Origin of the sequence: Pseudoclavibacter sp. Marseille-Q434, assembly GCF_050315415.1 — a bacterium.
Taxonomy (GTDB): domain Bacteria; phylum Actinomycetota; class Actinomycetes; order Actinomycetales; family Microbacteriaceae; genus Pseudoclavibacter.
Genome location: NZ_JBNPQH010000001.1, coordinates 1327606 through 1352536, shown reverse-complemented (window position 1 = coordinate 1352536; position 24931 = coordinate 1327606). Strand labels below are relative to the sequence as shown.

At 69.2% G+C, this 24931-nt stretch carries 25 protein-coding genes and 1 pseudogene; 14 read left to right on the top strand and 12 right to left on the bottom strand.

Translation table 11 applies throughout. The annotated features are described in order from the left end of the window. The first annotated feature begins 319 nt into the window (after positions 1 to 319). The gene (locus tag ACQFZP_RS06515; RefSeq protein ID WP_211890680.1) at positions 320 to 1240 is read left to right on the top strand and encodes a restriction endonuclease; all 921 of its coding nucleotides are present in this window, start codon (positions 320 to 322) and stop codon (positions 1238 to 1240) included. Positions 1241 to 1317: 77 nt separating this feature from the next. Here ACQFZP_RS06515 and ACQFZP_RS06510 read toward each other — a convergent pair whose 3' ends face one another. From ACQFZP_RS06510 to ACQFZP_RS06480, 7 genes and pseudogenes are all read right to left on the bottom strand, one after another. Continuing rightward, on the bottom strand, positions 1318 to 1584 hold the full coding sequence (locus tag ACQFZP_RS06510; protein ID WP_211890679.1) for a hypothetical protein: 267 nt from the start codon (positions 1582 to 1584) through the stop codon (positions 1318 to 1320). A gap of 37 nt (positions 1585 to 1621) precedes the next feature. Further along, positions 1622 to 1759 (bottom strand): annotated as a pseudogene (locus ACQFZP_RS06505) (IS481 family transposase); the annotation flags it as partial. A gap of 262 nt (positions 1760 to 2021) precedes the next feature. Then, positions 2022 to 2573: a HEAT repeat domain-containing protein gene (locus ACQFZP_RS06500; RefSeq protein WP_249312053.1), complete on the bottom strand. Its 552-nt coding sequence runs from the start codon at positions 2571 to 2573 to the stop codon at positions 2022 to 2024. A 63-nt stretch (positions 2574 to 2636) separates the two neighbouring features. Next, positions 2637 to 4538: an ABC transporter ATP-binding protein gene (locus ACQFZP_RS06495; protein ID WP_211890678.1), complete on the bottom strand. Its 1902-nt coding sequence runs from the start codon at positions 4536 to 4538 to the stop codon at positions 2637 to 2639. A 250-nt stretch (positions 4539 to 4788) separates the two neighbouring features. Beyond that, positions 4789 to 5445 (bottom strand): cyclase family protein, encoded by a 657-nt coding sequence (locus ACQFZP_RS06490; protein ID WP_307852765.1) that lies wholly within the window; start codon positions 5443 to 5445, stop codon positions 4789 to 4791. Between the two features lie 25 nt (positions 5446 to 5470). Further along, positions 5471 to 5710 (bottom strand): hypothetical protein, encoded by a 240-nt coding sequence (locus ACQFZP_RS06485; RefSeq protein ID WP_211890677.1) that lies wholly within the window; start codon positions 5708 to 5710, stop codon positions 5471 to 5473. Continuing rightward, positions 5707 to 6099 (bottom strand): hypothetical protein, encoded by a 393-nt coding sequence (locus ACQFZP_RS06480; RefSeq protein ID WP_211890676.1) that lies wholly within the window; start codon positions 6097 to 6099, stop codon positions 5707 to 5709. Before ACQFZP_RS06480 ends, ACQFZP_RS06485 begins: the two co-directional genes overlap by 4 nt. A gap of 254 nt (positions 6100 to 6353) precedes the next feature. Between ACQFZP_RS06480 and arfB the strand changes: the two genes are divergently transcribed. From arfB to ACQFZP_RS06465, 3 genes are all read left to right on the top strand, one after another. Then, positions 6354 to 6776 (top strand): alternative ribosome rescue aminoacyl-tRNA hydrolase ArfB, encoded by a 423-nt coding sequence (gene arfB, locus ACQFZP_RS06475; protein WP_104311626.1) that lies wholly within the window; start codon positions 6354 to 6356, stop codon positions 6774 to 6776. Between the two features lie 196 nt (positions 6777 to 6972). After that, positions 6973 to 7389 (top strand): YybH family protein, encoded by a 417-nt coding sequence (locus tag ACQFZP_RS06470; protein ID WP_211890675.1) that lies wholly within the window; start codon positions 6973 to 6975, stop codon positions 7387 to 7389. Continuing rightward, the gene (locus ACQFZP_RS06465; protein WP_211890674.1) at positions 7386 to 8810 is read left to right on the top strand and encodes a purine-cytosine permease family protein; all 1425 of its coding nucleotides are present in this window, start codon (positions 7386 to 7388) and stop codon (positions 8808 to 8810) included. The genes ACQFZP_RS06470 and ACQFZP_RS06465 overlap by 4 nt, the downstream gene beginning before the upstream one ends. Position 8811: 1 nt before the next feature. Here ACQFZP_RS06465 and ACQFZP_RS06460 read toward each other — a convergent pair whose 3' ends face one another. Continuing rightward, positions 8812 to 9522: a M15 family metallopeptidase gene (locus ACQFZP_RS06460; RefSeq protein WP_211890673.1), complete on the bottom strand. Its 711-nt coding sequence runs from the start codon at positions 9520 to 9522 to the stop codon at positions 8812 to 8814. 86 nt (positions 9523 to 9608) lie between these two features. Here ACQFZP_RS06460 and ACQFZP_RS06455 point away from each other — a divergent pair, with 86 nt between their 5' ends. Both ACQFZP_RS06455 and ACQFZP_RS06450 read left to right on the top strand, forming a co-directional pair. Continuing rightward, positions 9609 to 10304, top strand: a complete 696-nt coding sequence (locus tag ACQFZP_RS06455; protein ID WP_104311630.1) for a response regulator transcription factor — start codon at positions 9609 to 9611, stop codon at positions 10302 to 10304. Continuing rightward, a complete protein-coding gene (locus ACQFZP_RS06450) occupies positions 10301 to 11419 on the top strand; it encodes a sensor histidine kinase (RefSeq protein ID WP_211890672.1) in 1119 nt (372 codons plus the stop codon). The genes ACQFZP_RS06455 and ACQFZP_RS06450 overlap by 4 nt, the downstream gene beginning before the upstream one ends. 41 nt (positions 11420 to 11460) lie before the next feature. Here the strand turns inward: ACQFZP_RS06450 and ACQFZP_RS06445 are convergent, their stop codons facing one another. Further along, positions 11461 to 11913, bottom strand: a complete 453-nt coding sequence (locus tag ACQFZP_RS06445) for a VanZ family protein (RefSeq protein ID WP_211890671.1) — start codon at positions 11911 to 11913, stop codon at positions 11461 to 11463. 128 nt (positions 11914 to 12041) lie between these two features. Between ACQFZP_RS06445 and ACQFZP_RS06440 the strand changes: the two genes are divergently transcribed. Continuing rightward, positions 12042 to 13562: an amino acid permease gene (locus tag ACQFZP_RS06440; RefSeq protein ID WP_307852762.1), complete on the top strand. Its 1521-nt coding sequence runs from the start codon at positions 12042 to 12044 to the stop codon at positions 13560 to 13562. Between the two features lie 1188 nt (positions 13563 to 14750). Continuing rightward, positions 14751 to 15278 carry an HNH endonuclease signature motif containing protein gene (locus tag ACQFZP_RS06435; protein WP_211890670.1) on the top strand — a complete coding sequence of 176 codons (528 nt, stop codon included), beginning with the start codon at positions 14751 to 14753 and terminating at the stop codon, positions 15276 to 15278. A gap of 106 nt (positions 15279 to 15384) precedes the next feature. Here ACQFZP_RS06435 and ACQFZP_RS06430 read toward each other — a convergent pair whose 3' ends face one another. After that, on the bottom strand, positions 15385 to 16011 hold the full coding sequence (locus ACQFZP_RS06430) for a response regulator transcription factor (RefSeq protein ID WP_211890669.1): 627 nt from the start codon (positions 16009 to 16011) through the stop codon (positions 15385 to 15387). Beyond that, positions 16008 to 17300, bottom strand: coding sequence for a sensor histidine kinase (locus tag ACQFZP_RS06425; RefSeq protein ID WP_211890668.1), 1293 nt, complete (start codon positions 17298 to 17300; stop codon positions 16008 to 16010). The genes ACQFZP_RS06430 and ACQFZP_RS06425 overlap by 4 nt, the downstream gene beginning before the upstream one ends. A gap of 165 nt (positions 17301 to 17465) precedes the next feature. Between ACQFZP_RS06425 and ACQFZP_RS06420 the strand changes: the two genes are divergently transcribed. The 6 genes from ACQFZP_RS06420 to ACQFZP_RS06395 all read left to right on the top strand — a co-directional run bounded on the left by ACQFZP_RS06420 (position 17466) and on the right by ACQFZP_RS06395 (position 24013). Continuing rightward, positions 17466 to 18650 (top strand): ABC transporter permease, encoded by a 1185-nt coding sequence (locus tag ACQFZP_RS06420; RefSeq protein ID WP_211890667.1) that lies wholly within the window; start codon positions 17466 to 17468, stop codon positions 18648 to 18650. Further along, a complete protein-coding gene (locus ACQFZP_RS06415; RefSeq protein WP_211890666.1) occupies positions 18647 to 19333 on the top strand; it encodes an ABC transporter ATP-binding protein in 687 nt (228 codons plus the stop codon). The genes ACQFZP_RS06420 and ACQFZP_RS06415 overlap by 4 nt, the downstream gene beginning before the upstream one ends. A gap of 136 nt (positions 19334 to 19469) precedes the next feature. Then, a complete protein-coding gene (locus ACQFZP_RS06410; RefSeq protein WP_211890665.1) occupies positions 19470 to 20714 on the top strand; it encodes a flavin monoamine oxidase family protein in 1245 nt (414 codons plus the stop codon). Continuing rightward, positions 20711 to 21184: a DUF2809 domain-containing protein gene (locus ACQFZP_RS06405; RefSeq protein ID WP_211890664.1), complete on the top strand. Its 474-nt coding sequence runs from the start codon at positions 20711 to 20713 to the stop codon at positions 21182 to 21184. Before ACQFZP_RS06410 ends, ACQFZP_RS06405 begins: the two co-directional genes overlap by 4 nt. 196 nt (positions 21185 to 21380) lie before the next feature. Further along, entirely contained in the window at positions 21381 to 23078 is a 1698-nt protein-coding gene (locus ACQFZP_RS06400) for an ABC-F family ATP-binding cassette domain-containing protein (protein ID WP_211890663.1), read from the top strand. Next, a complete protein-coding gene (locus ACQFZP_RS06395; protein WP_211890662.1) occupies positions 23075 to 24013 on the top strand; it encodes a hypothetical protein in 939 nt (312 codons plus the stop codon). The genes ACQFZP_RS06400 and ACQFZP_RS06395 overlap by 4 nt, the downstream gene beginning before the upstream one ends. A gap of 86 nt (positions 24014 to 24099) precedes the next feature. Here the strand turns inward: ACQFZP_RS06395 and ACQFZP_RS06390 are convergent, their stop codons facing one another. Continuing rightward, positions 24100 to 24894: an alpha/beta fold hydrolase gene (locus tag ACQFZP_RS06390; protein ID WP_211890661.1), complete on the bottom strand. Its 795-nt coding sequence runs from the start codon at positions 24892 to 24894 to the stop codon at positions 24100 to 24102. Between the last annotated feature and the right edge of the window lie 37 nt (positions 24895 to 24931).

Below are 24931 nucleotides of genomic sequence, written 5' to 3'. Positions count from 1 at the left end.
GCCCGCTATCGCGAGCGGGGTGGCAAGAGCCGCCGCATCCAAACCGGCGTTACCATCAAGCCCACCTCCGAACGGGTCAGCTGCGGCTGCTCCGCATTCACACGAGCCGAACTGAACTCGAGCGCGCGCATGACGTAGAACCGTACGTTCTGCCCGGCGGAGTTCGTGTGCATGGGTGAGGGACCTGCTGTGGCGCAAGCTGCTCCCGCGCGGCACGGGACGAGCCGGACGCCAGGAGACGACCAGGTCAATTTCGCAAGCAATCGACCTGGAACCTGATCGTCGAACTCGCCCGGGTGCGCCTGGGATAATGAGCTCTATGCCCGAAGAAGCCTCGCTCGTTCCTATCTGGCCCGAATTAGTCGTGCCTACGCTCCAGGTCCTCGCTGACGGTCATAGCCGTCAGCGCAGAGAGGTCTTCGACGCCGTGGCCGTGCACGCAGGCGTCAGCGATGAAGCTCGAGCTGAAACGCTGAAGTCGGGCGGCAGCCGCTACGAGCAGCGCATGGGGTGGGTCCTCAGCCACCTCGGGAAGGCGCAATGGGTGGACCGTCCCGAACGCGGCCGCTATGTCATCAACGAAGCGGGCAGGTCAGCGCTCGTGAAATATCCTCAGGGGTTCGACTACGCGCTGGCGCGCGAGGTCTTCGCCAAATTCTGGCCTGAGAAACCCAAGGCCTCTAGACCCTCGGCTGCGTCTGAGCAGAGGCCCTCCGACGCGATCTCGGACCCGATCGAAGTGATCGAGGACGCGGTCGCCCGCATTGAGGCGAGCATCGGTAACGACCTGCTTGACCGCCTCCGCGACAGCCATCCCGACTTCTTCGAACAGGCGGTCGTGGATCTGCTCCTGAAGATGGGCTACGGTGGGGCCGCCCAGCGGGGCCGCCGTATCGGTGGTTCAAACGACGAGGGCATCGACGGGCTCATCGACCAGGATGCGCTTGGCCTCGACCAGGTTTACATCCAGGCGAAGCGCTACAAGGAGGGCAACAACGTCGGTCGAGAGCCGATCCAGGCGTTCGTCGGCGCGCTCCACGGCTTTGGCGCTTCCCGAGGAGTGTTTCTCTCGACGAGTGCGTTCACGTCGAGTGCGATCGACTACGCAAAAAGGGTGCAGTCGCGAATCATCCTTATCGACGGAGCCAAGCTCGTAGAGCTGATGATCGCCTACCGAATCGGCGTGCAGGAGAAGCAGAAGTTCAGCGCCATTGAGATCGACGAGGACTACTTCGAGTAGCTGACCGAAGGGTAGCGACGTCGAAGCGTTGCGTGACGGGCCTGGTACAAGGTTTGTCTACTAACTTCCCTAACCACCTAACCGGTCGTATCTCTATCCGAAAGGGCGGCAGGCAGAGTGCCGTGGAGGACGAACTCACGAATGAGATTTTTCACCCGCATCACTGCCTTGTACCTTGGTGCAGGCTTCCCCTCCGCGTGGGAGGTATAGCTCATCGCCGCATCGGCATCGAGGTCGGCGATTATCGAATCGAACCTTCCAAACGCGTTATAGCTGAATTCGTCCGGTGCGCTGTTGACCAGGTCGGTGAGCTTTAATTCGCTAAGCCCAAAAGCTACTGCCACGCGTCGGATACCAAGTTCCTTGGCCGAAGTTTGATAGCTCAGACCACCGGTCAGCGGTGGGCCAGAACACTCGGAGGAAACGGGCGGCGGCAGCGACCGTCCATCCGTCCTCGATGACAGGGCGCTCGAGGCGCAGACGGTGACGCGGCGTCAGCGCGGCGTTAGCGTGGGACATGAGGACCCCTCGGGCGCAGCGGGTGGTGGTAGGCAGCTCCACGATGCACTGAGGGTTTCTCACCCCATTTCCTCGCCTCCCGCGAGTCGTCACAGGTCAACAAACATCCTTGAGTACTCCAGCCAATCCGCGCATCAGCGACTATCGCCACGAGCCGCGGAACCTCGTGAACGTGCCCGCTCGTGTCGTCTTCTCGGAGCGTCGTAGCCGACTTTGCTTCACCACTCCGGAGCCGGTGGTTCGAGCCGACGCGTGACGCCCGCTAGTCCTTCGGGAACCTCGCGCGCAGCGCGTCGATGCTCTGCTGCGCACTCCGCCGCACATCGATTTCGGGATCCTTCAGCAGCGGGAGCAGGCGATCCACGTCTTCGAGCGCGCCCACGGCTTCCAATGACCTCGCGGCAGCCGATCGCACTCGAGCCACGCCGTCGCCGAGCAGCCCGGCCAGTTCGGACACTGCCGGGAGCTCGTGCGCCGCGACAACCCGAGCACCCATCTCGCGGACCCGCCAAGCCGGGTTCCCGAGCGTGCCGATCACTGCAGGCGCGGCCGACTCATCCCACACATACAGCAACGCACGGGTGCCCCAGAGCTCGGGCCAGTAGAGCACGGGCGCCCCATCGAGGATTCCTTGCGCGTGATCGCCGCCGACGAAGAGCAGAAGGTCGTCGCCTTCGTCATACCCCTTGATGAGGTTGAGGACCCGCTCAACGAACTCGGAGTGGCCGTATCGCTCCGCGGCAGCAGCCAGCCGCTGCTCGAGCGGAAGGTCTACAGGAACGGGCGCAGGGTTCGAGGAAGAGTTTTCAGGCATCAGCTCACCCTACGCGGGCCGACGTCCGGTCAGGTGCCCGAGAAACGCCTTACCGCTTCGAAGTCAGGATCCACCCGCCGCATCCGCATCCGCCGCCAGCTTCTTCTGCACTGCGAACTGCGTCCGGTGCAGCTCCTCGTACCGCCCAGCCGCGGCGAGCAGCTCCTCGTGCGTGCCGCGCTCCACGATCGAGCCGTCCTCAACCACGAGGATCATGTCAGCGCTGCGGATCGTGGACAGGCGGTGGGCGATCACCATCGCCGTCCGCCCCTCGAGCGCCTCGCTCAGCGCCGCCTGCACGGCCGCCTCCGACGTCGAGTCAAGCGCTGCCGTCGCCTCATCGAGGATGACAACCCGCGGCTGGGCCAGCAGGAGCCTCGCGATCGTCATCCGCTGACGCTCACCGCCCGACAGCCGGTAGCCGCGCTCGCCCACCATGGTGTCCAGCTGGTCAGGCAGCGACCGGATGAGCGGCTCGAGCCGTGCACGGCGCACCGCATCCCACACCTCATCGTCAGACGCCTCCGGCCTCGCGAGCTTCAAATTGGAGAGGATCGTCTCGTGGAACAGGTGGCCGTCCTGCGTCACCATGCCAAGCGTGTGCCGCATCGATGCGAAGGTGACGTCGCGAACGTCCGTCCCCGCGAGGCGCACAGCGCCGCTGTCGACGTCGTAGAGGCGCGACAGGAGCTGCGCGATCGTCGACTTGCCGGCACCCGACGTGCCCACGAGGGCAACGGTCTGCCCCGGCTCGATCCGGAAGGACACACCGTGCAGCACCTCCTCGCCGCCGCGCGTATCCAGCGTCGACACCTCCTCGAGGGAGGCGAGCGACACCTTGTCCGCAGACGGGTAGCCGAAGTGCACGTCGTCGAACTCGACAGACACCGGGCCCTCAGGAACGGAAACCGCGTCCGGCTTTTCCTTGATGAGCGGCTCGAGATCCAGCACCTCGAAGACGCGCTCGAAGCTGACCACCGCGCTCATGATCTCGACTCGCGCGTTCGCGAGGCTCGTGAGCGGCGCGTAGAGGCGGGTGAGGAGCAGTGCCAGGGTCACCACGTCGCCGGTCTCGAGCTGGCCGCCAAGCGCGAGGGCGCCGCCGAGCCCGTACACGAGGGCAAGGGCGAGCGCGGAGACGAGCATCAGCGCGGTGAAGAAGACGAACTGCAGCATTGCGGTACGGACCCCGATGTCGCGGACACGGGCCGCCCGGACGCGGAACTCCTCGGCCTCCTCGTCGGGCCGACCGAACAGCTTGACGAGCGTCGCGCCGGGCGCCGAAAAGCGCTCCGTCATCTGCGTGCTCATGGCCGAGTTGTGATCGGCGGCCTCGCGGCGCAGCGCAGCCAGGCGGCTACCCATGCGGCGCGCGGGAATCAGGAAAATGGGGAGCATGATCACGGCCAGCACCGTCACGAGCCAGGACGTGCTGAGCATGACGATGAGCGTCAGGATGAGCGCCACAAGATTCGTGACCACGCCCGACAGTGTGCCGCTGAAGGCCTGCTGCGCGCCGATCACGTCGTTGTTGAGGCGGCTCACGAGGGCGCCCGTCCGCGTGCGGGTGAAGAACGCGATCGGCATCTTCTGCACGTGGTTGAACACGGCCGTGCGGAGGTCCAGGATCACGCCCTCGCCGATCCGCGCCGAGTACCAGCGCGTCACGAGCGAGACGCCCGCGTCGGCGACGGCCACGAGGGCGATCAGGACGGCGAGCCAGACGATCGTGGAGAGCGCGCCCTTGGCGACGATGACGTCGACCACCTGCCCGGCGAGGACCGGCGTCGCGACTGCGAGGAACGCGCCCACGATGGAGAGGGCGATGAAGAGCACCAGCTTCGACCGGTAGGGCACCGCGAACGTCAGGATGCGCCGCACCGACTCACGCGAGAAGCCGTGCTTCCCATCCCTGGCGGACGAGATCTTGTAGAGCGAACTCCAGGCCGCGCCTTCCATGCTCATAGCGGTTCCTTCCCCTAGCAGGAGGCTCAGCCTAGATCGCGGTTTGCCCGCGATTGGCGTTGTCCGCCAGGGGCGAAGGAAGTTCGATGTAGGTAATCCACACCTGCTCGGAGCCGGCCTCGACTGATGCGTCTCACGCGAGTCGCTGCTCGGGACGCGCGGGAAATCGGGGAGAAGGAGTGCTCGGCGAGGTCTCCGTTCCACGCCGCCTGCACGGCGACCCACTCGGCGATCGCGACGCCTCCGACAGTCAGGCGCGATGCATCGCGACCGCTCGAACCGGGGACCCGTCGAGGCCCGTGAACGGCAGCGGCAGCGCCGAGATCCAGGGGTCGCGCGCGGGGTCGATGGTCGACAGGTTCGTCAGGTTCTCGATGATGACGCCGCCCGCGCCTAGGAAGACCTCGTGGAACGGCAGCTCGGCAGACTCGGCAGTCGGGTCCGTGCGGTCAGGGCTGAGGGTGTCGACACCGACGACCGTCACGCCCGCAGCAAGTAGCCGCTCGGCGATCGCGACGTCGAGGTAGGGATGCTCGAGGTAGTCCGGCTGCCCGAACCGGTCGGACCAGTCGGTCCTGAAGACAACGATCGCGCCGGTCTGCACCGCGTCGAGCTGCGAGGCGACCTCGGCGAGCGCGATCCGACGCGAGGGAGCCGCAATTGCCGTCACGTCGACGAGGTGCAGCGGCGCGACGAGCCGAGCGAGGTCGAGGCTGTCGACGGTGTCTCCGCCGGCGATCGAATGCGAGGGTGCATCCAGGTGCGTGCCCGCGTGCGTGCCGAGCTGAAGACCATGGACGACGACCCCGTGCTCGGCCAGCGAGGTGGCGGGCGCGATCCGCACCTCCGGGTCGCCGGGGTAGATCTGCATCCCAGAGGCGAGCGGATGCGTGAGGTCGACGATCACGGGCAGGGGCCCTGCCTTTCGGGCATCAGTGTTCTTGGTACTTCTCTATGATCTTCGACAATCGGTCGCGGTCCATCGTTTCGGGCTCGTCGTCTGGGACGAGATTCCGCAGCACGGGGGAGTCCTCGAGCGCAGCGCCGTCGCCGTCGAGAGCTGTGAGCGGAAGTGTCCAGGCGTGACCTTGATTGCAGGCCACCACGAGTGTCGAGTCGGCGACGATGAGGCTCAGATCGCCTCCGTCGTCATCGTGCTTGAGGACGCTCACGGCCGCGTTCCGAACGCCTGGGGGTAGCGAGCCTTGAGTTCCGCGAGCCGAACCGGACTGGCATCGCTCTCAAGTGCCGCAACCACAGACTGCGCGTCGTTCAGCTTTTCTTTCGTTGTTCTCTCCGCGACGACGGCAGTCGCGCGTTGTTCCTCTGCCCTCTCCGTTCCGGAAGAACCGAACCAGTAGCCGAGCGCGAGTGTCGCGGGAGCCAGCACGACTGCCAAGATGTCTTTGCTGTTCTCATGGGGGTCAACGAGCAGCGTTCCCTTCGCATCGAAGGTCGGAACAGTTGCCGAAGTCGCAATGGCCAAGGTAACGGCGGCGGTAACGATGAGCAGCAGAATGAGCGTGAACACTCCCCGCCAACCCATCAATCCTGTTTGCATGTGGAGCCTCCCGGGGCCAAACGGAATACCCACTCGTGGGTTGAGGGGGCTGAGCCCGACGTTAGTCCCGGCGAAGAGAAGGTGAAAGGTGTGAGTGCAGTCCGGTGCGCAACCGTGACCGAAGCGGGGATTCACAAACGCAGGATCGCAACCGTGAGCATCTCGTTCCCTGCGACCCGAACGCGAATATAGGTGGGCACAGAGCGCGGGCAGGCTTCACGGGGGAGGTGCCCCGCGCGTGGGAGGCTTGGCGCATGGACTTGGAGGTGTCGCGCTCGCTCACGATTCCGGCCGCGGAGCTCGGCTGGCGGTTCTCGCGATCCTCAGGGCCGGGCGGGCAGCATGTCAACACCACCGACAGTCGCGTCGAGCTCTCCTGGAACATCAGCGAATCCCTGGTGCTGACCGATGACCGGCGCCGGATGCTCCTGGATCGCCTCGGGAAGCGCCTCGTCGACGGCGTGCTCACGGTTGCCTCCTCCGAACGGCGCTCGCAGCTCCGCAACCGGGAGGCGGCGCTCGAGAAGCTCGCGAACCTCGTGCGCGAAGGCCTCGCCCCGCCCGGACCGAAGCGTCGGGCGACGAAGCCGACGAAGGGCTCGCAGCGGCGGAGGCTCGAATCGAAGGGCCAGCGCTCCGCGACCAAGGCGCAACGCAGGCGTCCGGCCGCCGACTAAGACGGCGACCGAAGCCCACGGTCGTCCGGGCGAATCGCCCCTCAAGAACCGAAACTTGTTCGATTGTTCCCTGGACGAGACTCGGGCAGCGGGTGTTTCCTTAGTGTAGAGCGGCGGCCGCAGTGCGGCAGTCGCATGCATCATCGCCGTGCGACACCTGCGCAGCAGGGCACGCCAAGTCCAAGGGAGCACTTGAATGTCGATCACACCTACACACGACGCGGTGCTCGACGCCGCCGACGCCATCATCGACGCGTTCCGCGCCACGGACACCGAGGCGTACTTCGCCGGGTTCGTGCCCGACGCGTCGTTCATCTTCCACCCGGAGCCCGCGCGGCTCGACTCGCGCGCCGAGTACGAAGCGCTGTGGGCGGGCTGGATCGCGGGCGGCTGGCGGGTCACCTCCTGCGCATCCACCGACCGCCTCGTGCAGGTCTTCCCGGGCGGCGCGGTCTTCAGCCACACGGTTGCGACCAGCATCGACTCGGCCGACGGCCCCGACTCGTACCTCGAGCGGGAGAGCATCATCTTCACGGTCGGCGACGACGGATCCCTCCTCGCGATCCACGAGCACCTGTCCGCGCCGACGACGGACACGGAGGCCACCTCATGACCGGGCCGAAAACCATGGCCCTGAACCTCGACGGCCAGGACGACTCGGCCGGCCCCGTCCGCGGCACGCAGTCGCTCATCCGCATCGCCCTCATCTGGCTCGCCGCGAACCTCGTCGTCACGACGCTCCTCACCGGCACGCTCTTCGTTCCCGGCGTCTCGTTCGGCACGGCAACCGGCATGATCGTGCTCGGCACGCTCCTCGGCGTCGTCGTGCTGGTGCTCATCGGCAACATGGGCACCCGCACCGGCCTGCCGACGATGGCCCTCACGCGCGGTGCGTTCGGCATCCGAGGCAGCCTCGTGCCGGCGGCCTCCAACCTCATCGTGCTCATGGGGTGGAGCTGGGTGCAGGCGATGCTCGCCGGCGTCACCGTCGACTACCTCGTGTTCGAGGCGACGGGCTTCTCGAACCCGATGCTGTTCTCCGCCATCTGCCAGGGCATCGTCGTCGTGCTCGCGATCTTCGGCCACACGGGCATCTCGCGCGTCGAACCGTGGCTGGCGCTTGTGATCCTAGTCGTGATGGGCTTCGTGTTCGCGGCGGCGTTCGGCGCGTTCAGCCCCGGAGACTTCGCGGCGATGACCGTGGATGCGGAGCTCGGCGGCACCGCGTTCATCACCCTCGACCTGGTCATCGCGACGGCGATCTCGTGGACCGTCCTCTCCGCCGACATGAACCGGCACGCGAAGAACAGCGTCGCCGGAGTCATCGGCTCAGGAGTCGGCTACACGCTCTCGACCACGATCGCCATGTTCCTCGGCCTCGTCGCCTTCAGCGTCGTGCTCCTTCGCGGCGGTGAGGCGATCGCGTTCGACCCGACCGTCATCGTCGCCGAGTTCGGCTGGCCGCTCGGCATCGCCATCTTCCTGTCGGTCATGGCGACCAACACCATGGTCGTCTTCGGCATGGTCACCTCGGTCATCAACGCGCAGTCGAAGTGGCACCTGCGCTTCCTGCCGACCGCGATCATCCTCGGCATCATCTCGATCATCGGGTCCACGTTCCTCGGCCTGCTGAACCAGTTCACCGACTTCCTGTTCATCATCAGCGCGTTCTTCGTGCCCGTCTTCGCGATCATGATCGCCGACTACTACCTGCTGAAGCGCCGCAGCTACTCGCGGCAGATCCTGCAGGAGCGGCGCGAGAGCCGCTACTGGTACCTGCGCGGCATCAACTGGGTGGCCGTGGCCGTATGGATCGTCGGAGCGGCCCTCTCCTACGTGCTCGCGTACGTCGCGCCGAGCCCCATCGGCGCGAACATCCCGGCCTTCGCGGTGAGCTTCGCCCTCTACCTTGGCCTCACCTGGGCGCTGCGCGGCGTGAAGCCGCTCGCGCTCGCCGATCCGCGCGACGCCATCAAGGCGGGGCACCTGCTCGACGAGGAGGAAGAGGCGGGGGAGCCGACGCGGGGCCGCTGACCTACCCGCGCAACCGCGGGTCGTCCGTCGGGTCGGCGTACGGCTCCGCGCATCCGTTCGTGGATGCGCCAGCCTGGTACTCGAAGTGCCACGGCTCGTTGAGGTACGTCATGCAGAGCCCGTAGCTGGCGCCGTTGGTGGCGAGCCAGTCGGATGCGCCGTTGCCTTCCACATCGACGGCGTCGCCCGACACGTGGAGCGACGTCTCGGGCGAGGCGACCCACCGCGACGCCTCGTCCTCTGACCCGTACTCGGCGACCGCATCCTGCAGCAGCTGCTCCTGGAGCTCGACGGAGCGCCAGCCGCTGTTGACCATGACGGACACGCCCGCCGACTGCGCGTCGCGCGTCGCTGCCTGGAGCGCATCACGCAGCTCGGGAGACAGCTTGCCGATGCCCGCGTACTCGGTGTCAAAGGCGGTCGTGCCGAACTGGAGGCGCCCGTCTGGGTTCTCGGCGCCGTCTGTCTCCGAGACAGGTGAGTCGCCGGTCTCGACAGGCCCGAGGTCTGAGGGTTCCGCGAGCACCGTGTCCTGGGCCGGCAGCTCGGTGTGCGACGCCGTCGTCTCGCCGAGCTGCGCCGAGAACAGCGCGACTCCGAGGCCTGCGAGGGCGACGAGGGATGCGCCGCAGAGCAGCAGGCGCACCCCGCGCTTGCGAGGTGGCTGGTCGTCGTCGGTGCGCTGATGGCGGGTCGGGCTGGTGAGCGTCATACGGCAAGTCCACGTGCGCGCACGTTGCCGGGGCATTCCGTCTTTCGCATACGCCGGCAATATGCCGCGGCTCGTATCATCGGCTCATGCGTGTGCTGCTGGTGGAGGACGAGCCCTACATGGCGGAGGCGATCCGCGACGGGCTGCGCCTCGAGGCGATCGCCGCCGACATCGCCGGCGACGGGCACGCCGCGCTCGAGCTGCTGAGCGTCAACGACTACGACGTCGCCGTCCTCGACCGCGACATCCCGGGCCCCTCCGGCGACGAGGTCGCCAAGCGCATCGTCGCTTCGAACAGCGGCGTGCTCATCCTCATGCTCACGGCCGCCGACCGCCTCGACGACAAGGCGTCCGGCTTCGAGCTCGGCGCCGACGACTACCTCACGAAGCCCTTCGAGCTGCAGGAGCTCGTGCTGCGGCTGCGCGCCCTCAACCGCCGCCGCGCGCACAGCCGCCCGCCCATCCACGAGATCGCTGGCCTGAAGCTCGACCCGTTCCGCCGCGAGGTGTACCGAGACGGACGCTACGTCGCGCTGACGCGCAAGCAGTTCGCGGTGCTCGAGGTGCTCATGAGCGCGGGCGGGGGAGTGATCAGCGCCGAGGAGCTGCTCGAGAAGGCGTGGGATGAGAACGCCGACCCGTTCACGAACGCCGTCCGCATCACCGTCTCCGCCCTGCGCAAGCGCCTCGGCGAGCCCTGGCTCATCATGACCGTGCCCGGTGTCGGCTACCGCATCGACGCCGAAGCGAACTCGGTGCTCGACGAGGACGACCAGCGGTGACCCGGCAGCGCGGGCTCAGCGTGCGGCTGAAGCTCGCCCTGAGCTACGCCGGCTTCCTCATGATCGCCGGCGCGCTGCTGCTCGCCGTCGTCTACGCGTTCCTGCTCCGCTACGTGCCCGCCGAGGCGATGGCCAGCGAGTGGACGTTCTTCCCCGGCCGCACCGACCTCGTGCGCGCGTTCGTTCCCGCCGCGGCGTGGGCACTGCTGTTCCTGCTCGTTTTCGCGCTCGTCGGCGGCTGGTTCCTCGCCGGGCGGATGCTCGCCCCGCTCACCCGCATCACCTCCGCGACGCGGGCCGCCGAGGCCGGGTCGCTGTCGCACCGCATCCGCCTCGACGGGAAGAGCGACGAGTTCACCGAGCTGGCCGACAGCTTCGACGCGATGCTCGCGCAGCTCGAGGCGCACGTCGCCCAGCAGCAGCGGTTCGCCGCGAACGCCTCGCACGAGCTGCGCACGCCGCTCGCCATCTCGCAGACGCTCCTCGACGTGGCCCGCAGAGACCCTGACCACGACCACGACGAGGTCCTCGGGCGCCTGCATTCGGTGAACGCGCGCGCCATCGAGCTCACCGAGGCGCTCCTGGTGCTGAGCCGAACCGAGCACGGCACCTTCGCGACCGAGCGCGTCGACCTGTCGCTCGTCGCCGAGGAGGCCGCCGAGACGCTGCTGCCGCTCGCCGAGAAGCGCGGCGTCGCCATCGAGACGGCGGGGGAGGCCGCGACCACGATCGGCTCGCCCGCGCTCATCTCGCTGCTCACCACGAACCTGCTGCACAACGCGATCGTGCACAACCTGGCGCAGGGCGGCTCGGTCACCCTCACGACGAGTTCGGCGACGGATGCGGCAGTCCTCGTCGTCGAGAACACCGGCAGCCCGATCGGCGATGACCTGCTCGCCACGCTGACGGAGCCGTTCCAGCGAGGCGAGCAGCGTGCGCGCAGCGACCACGCCGGTGTCGGGCTTGGGCTGGCGATCGTGAAGAGCGTCGTCAAGGCGCACGGCGGGTCCATGCGGCTCGCGGCGCGAGACGGCGGCGGGCTGCGCGTGACCGTGCGGCTGCCGCCGCCACCGATGCCGCGACGGGCGCACCGGCGGGCGGCAGCGCCTAGCTGAACGCCGAGCGCCGCACGCTGGCGCGAGGACCGCGGCACCGATCAGGCGCCGACCGTGTTCGCGATGATGTCGCTCGTGTCGAAGCTGCCGACCGCAAGCGCGAACTGGGTGGTCTCCATGGCGAGGCTCGCGAACCCGGCCGCGAAGAACGTCTTCGGGCCGGGCGACCGACGCCACAGGTAGCCCGTGCAGAGGCCGAACGGGATGAAGACGGCGACGTTCGCGAGCACCTCGAGCGGGAGGCTCGCCGCGTACCCCTCACTCGCGACGAACGGGACGAGCTTGAGCGCCCGCATCTCACCCCATCCGACGAACGGGGCCTCGAGCTTCCACACGATGAGCCACGTGAGCATCACCAGGTACGCGAGGAAGAGCACGGCCACGAGGAAGCGCGGCGCGCGCGACGGACGACGAGTCCGCGGCTGGCGCTGGGCGCTGACGAACGCCCCGGTCGTCGGGAGTTCGAGGGTCTGGTCTGCGCGGCTGTAGCTCATGGCTACAGCCTCTCGAGGGGCGTGTTGCGGGAGCGTATGCGAGTTTCGATACGCGGACGATACCCGGCGGGTGGGCGGATTCCACAGGCGACGGGCCGCGCTCGCCATTCGTGAGAGACTTCCGGCTTGTGACTTCCGCAAGCGCATCCGAGAACAGCAACCCGCATGAGGCCGCGCGCGAACCGCAAGCCGTCGCCGGCCAGAAGAGCGACGCGCACCACCTGCAGCGTTCGCTGACGCCTCGGCAGCTCGCGATGATGGGCCTCGGCGGGGCGATCGGCGCCGGCCTCTTCGTCGGTTCCGGGCAGGCGATCGCGGTCGCCGGACCCGCCGTCATCGTGTCGTACGCGGTCGCGGGCCTCCTCGTCATCCTCGTGCTGTTCATGCTCGCCGAGATGGCCGCCGCCGACCCGCAGAGCGGTGCCTTCTCCGTGTACGCCGCGAAGGCGTTCGGCGCCACCGCGGGTGCGACGCTCGGCTGGTTCTACTGGATGCAGCTCGTCATCGTCATCGCCGCCGAGGCCACGGGAGCCGCCGCGATCGTCGCCACCTGGACGCCCGGCATCCCGCAGGGCATCTGGGCGCTCGCCTTCATGGTGGCGTTCACCCTCATCAACCTCCTCGGCGTGCGCCGTTACGGCTCCTTCGAGTTCTGGTTCGCGGTGCTCAAGGTCGCCGCCATCATCGGCTTCCTCGCCCTCGGTGCCGCGCTCCTCTTCGGGCTCATCCCCGACGTGCCCTCGCCCGGCCTGTCCAACCTCGTCGCGCACGACGGCTTCGCGCCGACCGGCATCCTCGGAATCTCCGCAGCGCTCCTCATCGTCATGTTCAGCTTCGGCGGCACCGAGCTCACCGCGATCGCCGCCGCCGAGACCCGCGACCCCGCCACGAGCATCCGCCGCGCCGTGCGCAGCGTGCTCTGGCGCATCCTGCTCTTCTACATCGGCTCCGTGTTCGTGATCGTCGCCGCCCTGCCGTGGATGGACCCGGGCGTCGTCGCCGGCCCGTTCGCCGCCGTGCTCGCCCTCACGAACATCCCCGGCGTGGACCTCATCATGTCGGCCATCATCGTCATCGCCCTGCTCTCGGCACTCAACGCGAACCTCTACGGCGCCTCCCGCATGGTCTACTCGCTGTCCGAGCGCCGCTTCGCGCCCCGCGGCATGCAACGCCTCGCCGGCAACGGCACGCCCACCGTCGCCGTGCTCGTCTCCGTCGGGGTCGGCTTCCTCACCGTCATCTTCAACTTCCTTGCGCCCGACGCCGTCCTGCCGACCCTCCTCAACATCGTCGGCTCGACCCTCATCGTGCTGTGGGCGACCGTCACCGCCTCCCAGCTCGTGCTGCGGCGGCGAGCGGATGCGCGCGGCGAGACCCTCACAGCCCGCATGCCCGGCTTCCCCTGGCTGAGCATCCTGGCGGCCGTGATCCTCGCCGTCATCGTCGTGCTGACCATGCTGAACGAGGGCTCTCGGGAGCAGCTGCTCGCGACGCTGGGCATGACCGCGGTCATCGCCGTCGCCTGCGCGCTCACCAACCGGCACCTGCGCAGGCAGGGCGTCGACCCCGTGCAGCTGCTGCGCGGAGAGGTGAACGAAGGGGCTGCAGGAACTGAGGCGCCCGGATCTGGCAACGCACAGAAGAAGTAAGTGAACCTGATTTCTGCACTGCCTGACCCGTTCATCCGAACCTATGTTCGGGAAGTCGGGAATCTAGGTTCCACCCACGTCACGGGATAAGTCCAAGGGTGGCCGATTTTCGGTCGCGATCGGTGCAGAAAGTTATCCACGAAACCGCGGAATGTCGGTGGTTGTCCGTAGCGTTGGGGTCATGCAACAGCACCGCTCCTCGGCGTTTCGATCAGGTTCGACCCTTCGATCCGGCGTCTGTTGCTGCGCGTAGGTCGGACATTCTGGCGTTGAGGAGCGGGCCGCGATGATCGCGGCAGGGTCCGCGTTGCAGTTGCGGGCGCACGCTGCAGTACGACTTCGGTCACGCGTTGGATGCGGCGGGGGGGTGCGCGGAGTCGGCGATACATGTGCGGTCGATCGCGAACGAGGTTGCGCTGGTCATGCAGGTGACGTCCGGAATATCAGGGACAGCTGGCGTCGCGTCGATGACGCAGCAGGACTTCCTACCTTGGCGGTCGCGTTGACGAGAACGTCGTGACGCCCGCGCAGGTGCACAAGCTCGTCGAGGTAGGCCTCAAAGTCAGCCACGAGGATCCGGTCGAGCAGGCGGAGCGGCGGGCGCTGTTCGTGGAGGTGATGCTCGAGCGCGTGCGGCAGGAGCCTGCCGCCGCAGGCGCGGAAGGCCGCCAGGCGTGCCAGAGCCACTGGAGTCCATCGATCAACGGCATACGCGGGCGAGCTGCAACGCCGAGCGACGGTCGAAGGTCTGGCGACGGCATGAGCATCATTCGGATGCGACGGACACGTTCGTCGCGCACGCGATCCGCGACCGGGTGCGGAAACAGGCGCTCAGATCATCAGGCGCGCCAGAAGGTCGGAGACAAGACAGCTCGGGTCGTCGTTCCGCGTCGAATCCGCGAGTGCGTTCGGGGCCGCCGTCGACCATGCTCGCGCAGGCGATGACCTGCCCTGCGTCTGAGCTGAACAGTGGTGTCACAGCGGGGCGGAGATGCCGCGGCCCTGGACGAGCGGAGTCTGAACGATCATGTCCGACGTCGTCGCCGACATGTTCACCAGCGATCCGATGAACTCCGCCGCGCCGGCATCGAGCCAGCGTGCAGCCTGATCCCGATACGACGGTACTCGCCGACAGCGACCCGCCAGCGACCAGCCGGGCCGGGCGCCCGCGCTCGACGGGATGACACCATGCCGATCGAGGACGCGAAACACCTCGCCGCGACCGCACCAGCCTTCCTCCGCGTGCTCACGCACCCCATCACCGGGGCCGTGCAGGCCGTCGACTCGTACAAGCCCACCGCGGCGATGCGCGCATTCCTGCAGGCCCGCGACATCCACTGCCGCTTCATCGGCTGCCGACAACCCGCCGTGAGGTGCGAGCTCGACCATACCGAGGACTACCAGCACGGCGGCAAGACCGCGGTCTGGAACCTCAGCGACTTCTGCAAGAACCACCACATCGTCAAGCACCACACCGCCTGGAAAGTCAGACAGCTCGGCGGTGGCGTCCTCGAATGGACCACGCCGAGCGGGAGGATCTACATCAGCAGACCCGAACCACACGGGGTGATCTTCAGACCAACCGACCAACTCTTCAGACCGATGGAAGAACCCAGGAGAGGCGAGCCCGTTCACTCGGAGCGACGCGAACGAGCGCGTTCCGTCAGTGAAGCTCTGCCGCCGCGGCCCAACAGCAGCGCGACTCCACCGTTCTAGTCCCGTCGTTGCCGTTGTCGTTGTCGTTGCCGTGTTCTTTGCTGCTCCTGACTCCTGCGCGCGGTCATACCTGCACGCAAGGGCCGCCGCGGGGACGAGCGGAGGACTAGCGGAGGACGCCGCGCGCCCTCGCCTCGGAGACCGCCGCCGTGCGCGACGTCACGCCGAGCTTCGTGAAGACGTGCGCAAGGTGCGACTTCACCGTCGTCTCCGTGACGAACAGCGCAGCAGCGACCTCCGTGTTGGAACGGCCGGCCGCGACGAGCTCGAGCACTTCGATCTCCCGCGGCGAGAGACTCTGCTGCGGCGCCCGCAGCCGATCCATGAGGCGCGACGCGATCGGCGGGGCCAACGCACTCGCGCCTCCCGCCGCCGCCCGCACCGCCGCGAGCAGCTCGTGCGGGGGCGCATCCTTCAACAGATACCCGCTGGCACCGGCCTCGACAGCACCGAGGATGTCGCCATCCGAGTCGTAGTTCGTCACCACGAGCACGTGCGGGGGAGCCGGCAAGGCGCGGATGCGCTTCGTCGCCGAAGCCCCCGTCTCGTTCTCGCGAGCCCCGAACTGCAGGTCCATGAGCACCAGGTCCGGCCGCGTGTCCACCGCGGCGCGCACCGCCTCCTCCGCGGTCGAAGCCTCAGCGACGACCTCGATGTCGGACTCGCCGCCGAGCAGAGCCCTCAGGCCAGCACGGACCACAGGATGGTCATCTGCGAGGACGATGCGGATCATGCGGCGACCTCGCGAGGGAGCGTGACGGTCAGGGTCGTGCCCCGGCCCGCCATGGACGCCACTGCCAGAGTGCCGCCCAGCTGCTGCACACGGTCGCGGGTCGCGACGAGACCGAACGAGTCGGAGCTCGGACGCGCCGCCCTCGAAGCCGCATCCGCATCGAACCCCTGGCCGTCGTCGGCGATCGTGAACACCAGTCCGGCATCCGTCTCGTCGAGCGTGATCGTCGCGCGGCGAGCACCCGAATGCTGGGTGACGTTCGCGAGCGCACCCTGGGCGATGCGCAGCAGCGCAGTCTGCACGGGCATCGGCAGCGGGTGGGCGCTCGCGCGCACGTCGACACGCAGACCGTGCGCCGCGGTCGTCGCCTCGCCCAGCCGACGGAGCGCCTGCTCCAGGTCAGCACCGTCGAGGTCCGGTGGCGAGAGCTCGCGGATGAAGCGCCGCGTCTCCGCGAGATCGGCCGCGGCCGTCTCCCGGGCGAGACGGATGTGCCCGACGCCAGGCCCCTCCGGGTCCGCGCGCTCGGCGGCGTGCAAGAGCATCTGGATGCTCGCCAGCCCCTGAGCGACCGTGTCGTGGATCTCGCGGGCAAGCCGCGCCCGCTCACCGAGCGTCCCCGCCTCCCGCTCCGTCGCGACCAGGTGGGCCTGCGTCTCGAGCAGCTCCCGCATCAGCGCCTCCCGCTCCCTCGCCTCCTCCGCGAGCGCCGCATAGCCGAGACCGATCAGCACGGCGACGCCGGCCCCGATGCACGGGCCGATGACACCAGCCACCGACCAGCCCTCGTGCACGCCGAGCCCGACGACGGCGACGGCGGTCATCGCGGCGACCGCGAGCATCCCGGCACGCCGACCGAGCACGTGCAGGACCACGAAGAACAGCGGGAAGACGAGGTACGCGGCCTCTCTGGACAGCCACAGAAGCAGCATCCACTCGAGCGTCAGCGCGACCAGCCAGAGCAGACGCAGACGCTCAAAGCGAGCTAGACGCTCGGCGCGCGAGCCCGGCTTGGCGCTGGCTACACGCTCGGCGCCAGTTACAGGCTCGGCGCTGGCTGCACGCTCGGCGCGAGCTGCAGGCTCGGCGCTGGCACGGGCACGGGCACCCGCGACGATCCCGAGGGCGTAGGTCGAAGCGAACAATGCAACCGCGCCGAGCACAGCGGGCGTGTTCGGTTCGGGCGCGAGGAGTGCCCGAGCCGCGACGAGTGCGAGCAGCCCGAACAGCAGCACGTGGAGCCCCGTGCGCAACCCCACGAAGACGGGGGTGAGCGCGGAGGGGGACATGCCGCTCAGCCTAGACACGAGTCGGAGCGCCGGCATCCTTCGAAAGTTGGACGGGTCGCTCCGCCGTGTGGAGCGAAAGGTCCGTGCCGACGGCCGATGCCCGGCCCCGGCCCGCGGCGAGAAGGTTGCCTGAGTCGCCGCAACCGGCGGCGGGAAAGGACCACCATGTTCGTCGCGCTCCGCGACCTCCGCTTCGCACGCGGCCGATTCATGCTCATCGGCGCCGTCGTGACGCTCATCACCGTGCTCGTCGGTTTTCTCAGCGGCCTCACCGGCGGCCTCGCCACGCATAACATCTCGGGCATCCTCGCGCTGCCCGCCGACCGGCTCGCGTTCACGGTTCCGGCCGGCGACGACGCCCCGAGCTTCTCGACGTCGTCGCCCACCCGAGACCAGGCCGACACGATCGCCGCCATGCCGGGGGTCACTCGGGTCGACCCGCTCGGGATCAGCCAGCTCCGCGCAGAGAGCCCGACCACGGGCGCCGCAGTCGCCGTCTTCGGCGTCCCTGCAGACTCCAGCATCTTCGGGCCCTCGGATGGGACGAGCCCCCTCTCCGTGCCCTCGGAGGGGACGAGCCCCCTCTCCGTGCCCTCGGACGGCACGAACACCATCCCCGAGCCAGCACCAGGCACGCACGCCCTTTCCGCACCCGCCGAGAGCACGATCGTCCTCTCCGAGGCGGCCGCAGACCAACTCGACGCGGTTGTGGGGGACGACGTCACGATCGGCGGCACGTCGTTCAGGGTCGACAGCGTCGGCCCGGACGCCTGGTACAGCCACACGCCCGTCGTCGAGATCAGCATCGCCGACTGGCGCGCACTCGCCGAGGCGACCGGGTCACCCGACGCGTTCGCCACCGTGCTCGCCGTCGCCGGCGCCCCCGACTGGGCCGCAGTGGATGCGGAGGCCGGCGTCGTCTCGGAGACCCTGGTCGGATCGCTCACCGCTCTCTCCGCGTTCCGTTCCGAAGTGGGGTCGCTGCTGCTCATGGTGGCCATGCTGTTCGGCATCTCCGGCCTCGTGATCGGCGCGTTCTTCACCGTCTGGACGATGCAGCGCCAGGGTGATGTCGCGGTCCTCAAGGCGCTCGGCGCGAGCACACGATCACTGGCTCGGGATGCGCTGGGGCAGGCGCTCCTCGTCCTACTCGTCGGCATCGGCACCGGCATCGGGCTCGTCGCGATCCTCGGCGCCCTCGCCGGCCAGGCGCTCCCGTTCCTGCTCAGCCCCCTCACGACCCTCGTTCCCGGCGCGATCATGGTCGCGCTCGGCCTCGCCGGCGCCGCCTTCGCGCTGCGATCCGTCACCTCAGCAGACCCGCTCACCGCCCTCGGAGGCAACCGATGATCACCCTCGACAACGTCACGCTCACCTTCCCAGACGGCGCCGGCCGCCTCACGGCGCTCGAGAGCGTCAGCCTCACGGCCGCGCCCGGCACCGTCACGGGCATCACAGGGCCGAGCGGCTCCGGCAAGTCGAGCCTGCTCGCCGTCGCGGCCACCCTCATCCGCCCCGACTCAGGCGGCGTGCGCATCGGAGACGTCGACGCAAGCACGCTGAGCCGCTCCGAGTCGGCCGCCCTGCGCCGCTCTTCCATCGGCATCGTCTTCCAGCAGCCGAACCTCCTTCCCTCGCTGACGGCGCGCGAGCAGCTCCTCGTCATGAACGAGCTCGGTGAGCCGGGCAGTCGCGAGCGCCGGCGGGACGTGTCCGCCCGCGCTGACGAGCTGCTCGACGCGGTCGGCCTCGCCGAGCACCGGGCGAAGCGCCCGCACCAGCTCTCCGGTGGCCAGCGGCAGCGCGTCAACATCGCGCGAGCCCTCATGAACGGTCCGAGCGCGCTGCTCGTCGACGAGCCGACCAGCGCGCTCGACCAGGAGCGGGGAGCGGCCATCATCGAGCTCGTCCTGCGCCTCAGCAGGGAGCTCGACACCGCCACCCTGCTCGTCACCCACGACCTGACGCACCTCCCCAGCCTGCATTCGTCGGTGCAGCTCGTCGACGGGCGCCTCGCGCAGCTCCAGAGCTGACGGATGCGGCTCCGCCAGACGGCCTCGACGCAGCCAGGCGAGCTCGGTTCCGCCAAGCTGGCACGAACGCGGTCGAGCTGCGCGAGAATCGGGAGGCGACCGAACTCCGGCCGCTGAGGAAGGTGGCCGAAAACGCATGCGCATCATCGTCGTCGGAGCCGGCCTCGCCGGCCTCACGTCCGCCTGGGAACTGCACAAGCTCGGCCATGAGGTCACCGTGCTCGAGGCGCGGGACCGCGTCGGCGGCCGCACCTGGTCGCAGCGACTCGGCAACGGGCAGCTGACCGAGCGCGGCGGCGAGTACGTGTTCCCCACCGAGTTCGCGATCCGCCGCCTCGCCGCCGAGGTCGGGGTGCCCATCCTCAGCCACAACGTCCGCTACGCCAGGCGCACCCTCTACGGCCGGCACGTGTCGTTCGCCGAGCTCGAGGCCACGACCGCGCGCGTCACCGAGACGCTGCGACGGATGCTCGCCGACGGGGCCACGCAAGTCTCCGTCGACGAGGCGCACAGGGAGGCGCTCGGCCCCGGCTACCGACACGACCCGGTGTACCGGCGCGTGGTCACGTCGCTCGCGAACGACCCGAGGCTCGTCAGCGCCGAATCGGCCCTCCTCCACGATCCCGACGCAGGCCAGCCGTTCATCGACGACGGCGGGCGGTTCGTCGCCGGCAACCAGTCACTGTCGATCGAGCTCGCGCACCGGCTGGGGACGGCCGTGCGGCTCGAGCATCCCATCACGGCCGTCGACGAGTCCCCGGCCGGGGTCGAGGTGACCCTGTCCGACGGCTCCGCGCTGCACGGCGACGCGGCCGTCATCGCGGTGCCGCTCCCGATCCTGCGCGGACTGCGGCTCGGGTTCGAGCTGCCGGATGCACAGCAGGCGGCACTCGACCACCGCATCATGGGCACGGCTGCGAAGCTCGGCGTGCCGCTCACCGCGGTCGACGACGACGTTGCCCTGCAGAGCGCCGACCTGAGCTGGTGGTCGTGGCGGTCCCTGTCTGCGGATGGGGAGCACCGCATCCCTGCCCTCTCGTGCTTCGCGGGCAACCGCGCGACGCTCGACGCGCTGCGCACGGCCGACGGGCCAGACACCTGGGTCGGCCAGCTGGGCGCCCTGCGCCCCGAGCTGGTCATCGACGGCGACGTGCTGCTCACCGACTGGAGCGCCGACCCGTGGACTCACGGCTCGTACTCGGCGGCGTCCCTCGACTGGACCCCCGCCGACCTCGACGCGTTCGACGCCCCAGCCGGACGCGTCGCGTTCGCCGGCGAGCACACGGGCCTCGAGCAGACCCTCAACGGTGCCGTCGTCTCCGGGCTGCGCGCGGCTCGAGCGCTCGAACCCGTGGGCGCGACTGCGCGCGGCGCGCGATGAAGACCCGCGCCCAGCAGCCCGACAGCGCCGGACGGGTAAGGCCGGCTGGCCGCCGCCGTCGCGCCGCCGCCGCAGTGCTGCTCGCGGTGACGGTCGCCCTCGGCCTCGCGACCCACTTCCTGCTTCCGGAGGGGGCCGTCTCCGACATCGCCGGCGACGCCCTGTACACGGTCGCGGTCTACCTCGGTGTGATGCTGCTCGCACCTCGGGCTCGACCATGGCTGCTCGCCGCGCTCGCGGTCGGCTGGTCCTTCGCGGTCGAGTTCCTCCAGCTCACGGAGCTGCCGCATCGCGCCGCCGAGGCGTTCGCGCCAACCCGACTGGTGCTCGGGGCGGGATTCGACCCGCGCGACCTCCTCGTCTACGCGCTCGCCGGCGTGCTCGCCTGCGCGGCCGACCTCGTTGTCCATCGCATCCGTGCTCGACGCCTTGAGGCCCCTCGACGAGCCGCGACACCGCTGGTACGGTGAACGCGTGTTCCTCTTGCTTTTCTCCTAACGGCTGAGCTGGCCCTCCGCGCTCGTTGAGCTCGGTCTCCTCGAGACCCTCCGAGCAGGCGGCGGCCGAAAGCTCTGACCCTCCCGGGTCGCCGTTCTGCGCACCCTGCTGCAGGCCAGCTTCCGCCTGGCCCGGCAGCGCTGTGTGCGCCTGCTCGAAGGAACCACCATGCACGCCACCTCCATCGCTCTTCCAGCGCGCCATCGCGCGCAGCTCACCCTCTCGGACGTCTCGTTGATGCGGGGCGCAACACAGGTCCTCACCTCTGTCGATCTCTCGGTCACGCCGGCGTCGCGGACCGCGATCGTCGGCGAGAACGGGCGAGGCAAGTCATCGCTCCTCCACGTGCTCGCGGGCACACTCGCCCCTGACAGCGGCACCGTGCATCGGGTCGGAACGCTCGGCATCGCCGAGCAGGAGATGAGCGCCGACGACGACCGGACCGTGGGGCAGGCCATCGCAGACGCCATCGCTCAACCCATCGCCGCGCTCGCCGCGCTCGACCTGGCCGGAGCCGCACTCGCCGACGGCGCACGCGGTGCCGACGACCGCTACGCGGCGGCCCTCGAATCCGCCGAAGCGCTCGACGCGTGGGACGCCGAACGTCGAGTCCTGATCGCCCTGGAAGCGCTCGACGCGGAGACCGATCAGACTCGACGGCTCGCGGAGCTCTCGGTCGGCCAGCGCTACCGGGTCCGCCTCGCCTGCCTGCTGGGCGCCGACCACGACTTCCTGCTCCTCGACGAGCCCACCAACCACCTCGACCGCTCCGGCCTCGACTTCCTCACCGAGCAGCTCCGATCCCGCAAAGGAGGGGTGGTCATCGTGAGCCACGACAGGGCCCTCCTCGCAGACGTCGCCGAGACGATCGTCGACCTCGACCCGACACCGGATGGGCTTCCCCGCGTGTACGGGAACGGGTTCGACGGCTACCGCGAGGGGCGGCTCGCGGAGCGCGAGCGCTGGGAGCAGACGTACGAACGGCAGCAGCTCGAACACGCGAGGCTGCAGGACAGCTTGAGCGCCGCACAGAACCGGCTCGTCACGGGGTGGCGGCCCGAGAAGGGAGCGAACAAGCACGGGCGCGCGACCCGAGCCGCCGGCCTGACGCAGAGCGTGCATCGCCGGCAGGAAGCGCTGGCGGCGCATGCCGTGACGGTGCCAGTGCCACCGCAGCGCTTCCGATTCCCGGAACTCCAGGCGAGGGCGGGCGCCGAGCTCCTGACGGCGGTGGGCGTCTCCGTCGCCGGGCGTCTCGCCGAGCCCGTATCCGTGGCGCTCTCACGGGAGGGGAGGCTGGCGATCACGGGCCCGAACGGTGCCGGCAAGTCGACGCTGCTGAGTCTGCTCGCCGGCAAGCTGCCCCCGGACTCCGGGGTGGTGCGGGTCCAGCCTGGCACCAGGGTCGGGGTTCTGTCGCAGGAGTCGTCACTCCCCGCCGAGCGCCGCGCCGCCGAGCTGTTCGAGGCGCATCTCGGACAACTCGAGGCATCCGGCATGCTCGCCGCGAGCGAGACCGTCGGTCTCTCGCACCTCGGGCTGCTGCGCTCCAGGGAGGCCGGGAAACGGGTCGGCGAGCTCTCGATGGGGCAGCAGCGAAGACTGGATCTCGCGATGGTCCTCGCTTCGCGGCCTCACGTGCTGTTGCTTGACGAGCCGACCAACCACCTCTCGATCGCGCTCGTCGACGAGCTCACGGAGGCGCTCGGCGCGACGCAGGCCGCCGTCCTGCTGTCGACGCACGACCGCCAGCTGCTTCGGGACACCGAGCAGTGGCCGCAGCTGCGGTTGGAAGGCCCGGGCGACCTCGACCGCGACCTCGGGCCCGCGCCGATGTCGGTGGCTGATGCGAGGATGATCAGATGAGAAGCCCCGGCAGAGGAACCATCATCGGAGTCGTCGCCGGGGTCCTCGGACTGGCGCCCTGGCTCGCCACCGGCGCGAACCTGCCCGGGCAGAACCTCTGGTCGTCCGACACGCTGCCCGCTGACATGCCGATAGCGCTGCTCCCGATCCACCAGTACTTCGCCATCGACCTGGTCGCCCTGCTCGTTCTCGGCGGAGCCCTGGCCGGCCTCGCCGTCCGGCTGCTCCGCGAGCGCGCATCAGAGGTTCGCCGGGCGGCGGCGCTCGCGCTCGTCGCAGTCCAGCTCCTCGCGGTCTTCCAGAGCTTCTTCGCGCTCACGGGCGGCCTCGGCCTGGGGCTCGCCTTCGGTCTCGGCATGGGCATCCGGGCGCTCGCCTACACGGGCGGGATGCTCCTCGGCACGCTCGCCGTCGTCGGTGCGTCCCAGGCGGTCTACTGGCTCGTGAGCTCGCGCCGCGCGCCCGTCTCAGCGCTCGGCCTCTGCCTCGGCGTGATCCCCATCGGGACGTGGCTCGGCCTCTGGTACATGCTCTCCAACGGCCCGGCCGGCGGCGGGGTGGCTTCGTACGAGCTCGTCCGCTGGGCGCCCGGCCTGGCCGTCGGCGTCGTGCTCGGGATGCTCGGCGTCTCGTCATGGGCACGCATCGGCGTCTGGGCGGGGTCGCTTGCCGCCGTCTGGCTGCTCCCCGTCGTCTTCGGCTCGGTGCAGTACGCGCTTGGCACCCGGAACGCCTTCGGAGACGTGTACCTCATGACGGATCTGGCGAGGACGCTGTTCGTTCCCCTCGCGGGAGAGCTTGCGCCCCCTGCTCTCGGAGCCGCGGTGCTCGCGGGGCTCCTCGCGCTCGTCCTGCACATTGTGCGAGCACGCAGACCGATCTCGCCGCTGCGACAGCGTCAGCGCGAGGTGCCATCGGTCCTCGCCCCTCAGTGAACGGCACAGGAGCTGGTCAACGCGCAAAGAGAGCGCCCTCGGGACGCTGGGACGCTGGGACGCTGGGACGTGCGGCGCTGCGGTGTTCAGGCGAGGAAGGTCAAGAGGGCTTCTGAGGTCGCTTCCGGCGCATCCATCGTGACGACGTGCCCCGCGTCGGGAATCACGACCTCCGTGAGTCGGTCTGCGGCCGCCCAGGCCGGCATGGCGCGTGCGATGTTGCCGGTTGTGTCGCGTTCGCCCCGCACCAGCAGGGTCGGCACCGGGGTGCGGTAGCTGGCGTCCGGACGCACGAACTCGGTCGTCGCGCGCCAGACGGCGATGAACTCGCCCTTCGACATGGACGCGAACGTTCGAGTCAGGGCACCTCGCGCGGAGGCCGTGGTCGCCGAGGCGTCTGCCATGAGCTGCGGGAGTCGGGCTGACGGGATGAGCCGCAGCATCGGCCCCGCGAGCCGGAGCGCGGCGCGCTCGCCGACAGTCAGCGGCCCCGCGTTCCAGGTCGCGTCGAGCACCGCGAGCCTCCCGTAGCGCTCCGGCGCGCGACGGACGAGTTCCTGCGCGAGGTTGCCGCCGAGCGAGTGCCCCACCAGCGACACCTGGCCGAGGTCGAGGTGGGCGATGAGCCGCTCGATGTCGCTCGCCAGCAGCTCCGGGGAGACCGCGATCGTGGTCGGGCGTGACCGGCCATGCCCCCGCAGATCGACGAGCACAACACGGTGGCCGGCGCGACGGAGCGCGGCGGCTTGGCGCTCGAACATCGTATGGTCCGCGCCGGCGCCGTGCAGGAAGACGACGGAGCCCGGCACCGCGCCGGGGCCGGTATCCGAGAACCAGACCGTGCATCCGCCGAGGCCGAGATGTCCGTCGAAGTTGGCCATGCCAGCAACGCTACCTCTGCTTCGGTGTGTCCGGATC